This window comes from Mesorhizobium sp. B2-8-1 (assembly GCF_006440955.1).
Taxonomy (GTDB): domain Bacteria; phylum Pseudomonadota; class Alphaproteobacteria; order Rhizobiales; family Rhizobiaceae; genus Mesorhizobium.
On record NZ_VFTX01000021.1, the window covers coordinates 1 to 1,878 of the forward strand.

Annotated in this window: 2 protein-coding genes; both read left to right on the forward strand. The window is 64.7% G+C overall.

The window, feature by feature from the left end; translation table 11 throughout:
• The first annotated feature begins 50 nt into the window (after positions 1-50).
• Entirely contained in the window at positions 51-476 is a 426-nt protein-coding gene (locus FJ428_RS30130; RefSeq protein WP_140512858.1) for an NAD(P) transhydrogenase subunit alpha, read from the forward strand.
• A 1-nt stretch (position 477) separates the two neighbouring features.
• Complete coding sequence (locus FJ428_RS30135; RefSeq protein ID WP_140880793.1) at positions 478-1,878, forward strand: NAD(P)(+) transhydrogenase (Re/Si-specific) subunit beta; 1,401 nt, start codon at positions 478-480, stop codon at positions 1,876-1,878.

Here is a 1,878-nt window from a genome sequence, read left to right on the forward strand (position 1 = left end):
AAGTCGCCCTCGCCAAAGTCGCCCTCGCCCAAGCCGAAAGGGACCGCGTGATGGATCAGACCTTGCAGAAAGCCCTCGACCAGCTCGACCAGGCAAGTGCCGCCGTCCGGCTGGCGGTGCAGAACCTGGCAAATGCTCCCGGAGGCGCTGAGGCGGCGGGCGACGCCGCGCACGCGCTGTCGGGCGGCGCCATCGACCCCTTCGTCTTCCGCCTGGCCATCTTCGTGCTGGCGATCTTCGTCGGCTATTACGTCGTCTGGTCGGTGACCCCTGCGCTGCACACGCCGCTGATGGCCGTCACCAACGCCATCTCCTCGGTCATCGTCGTCGGCGCGCTGCTTGCCGTCGGCATCGCCGCCTCGGGCGTCGCCGCGGGCTTCGGCTTCGTCGCGCTGATGCTGGTGTCGGTCAACATCTTCGGCGGCTTCCTCGTCACCCAGCGCATGCTGGCAATGTACAAGAAGAAGGACAAGTGACGTGACCGTCAATCTCGCCTCCTTCCTCTATCTGGTTTCCGGCATTCTGTTCATCCTGGCGCTGCGCGGCCTGTCGCACCCGACCACCAGCCGGCAAGGCAATCTCTACGGCATGATCGGCATGGGCATCGCCATCGCCACCACGTTGGCGCTGGCCACGCCATCGGCCGGCCGTTTCGGCCTGATCGTGCTCGGCCTTGCCATTGGCGGCGGCGTCGGCGCCGTCACGGCCAGGCGCATCGCCATGACCTCGATGCCGCAACTGGTCGCCGCCTTCCATTCGCTCGTCGGCCTTGCCGCCGTGATGGTCGCTGCCGCCGCCATCTATGCGCCGGAAAGCTTCGGCATCGGCATGGCGGGCGACATCCACGCACAGGCGCTGGTCGAAATGAGCCTGGGTGTGGCCATCGGCGCCATCACCTTCACCGGCTCGGTCATCGCCTTCCTGAAGCTTGACGGGCGTATGTCCGGCAAGCCGATCATGATCGGCGGCCGCCATTTCATCAACATCGCGCTTGGCATCGCCTTGGTCGTGCTGATCGTGCTTTTGGTCACCACCGAATCGAAGCTCGTCTTCTGGCTCATCGTTGCCGCATCGCTGGTGCTGGGCGTGCTGCTCATCATCCCCATCGGCGGCGCCGACATGCCGGTCGTGGTGTCGATGCTGAATTCCTATTCCGGCTGGGCGGCCGCGGCTCTGGGCTTCACGCTCGGCAATCTGGCGCTGATCATCACCGGCGCCCTGGTCGGCTCGTCGGGTGCCATCCTGTCCTACATCATGTGCAAGGGCATGAACCGCTCCTTCATCTCCGTCATCCTCGGCGGCTTCGGTGGTGAGACCGCAGCCGCGGGCGCTGATGATGGGATCGAGCGCACGGTCAAGCAGGGCTCGGCCGATGACGCCGCCTACCTGATGATGAACGCGCAGAAGGTCATCATCGTGCCGGGCTACGGCATGGCGGTCGCCCAGGCGCAGCATGCGCTGCGCGAGATGGCCGACAAGCTCAAGGCCAATGGCGTCGACGTCAAATACGCCATCCACCCCGTGGCCGGCCGCATGCCGGGCCACATGAACGTGCTCTTGGCCGAAGCCAACGTGCCTTACGACGAAGTGTTCGAGCTCGAGGACATCAATTCCGAATTCGCGCAGGCCGACGTCGCCTATGTCATCGGCGCCAACGACGTCACCAACCCGTCCGCGCGGGATGACAAGAGCTCACCTATTTACGGTATGCCGATCCTCGACGTCGACAAGGCGCGCACCTGCCTGTTCGTCAAGCGCTCGCTCGGCTCCGGCTATGCCGGCATCGACAACACGCTGTTCTACAAGGACGGCACCATGATGCTGCTCGGCGACGCCAAGAAGATGACCGAGGAAATCGTCAAGGCCATGGATCACTGA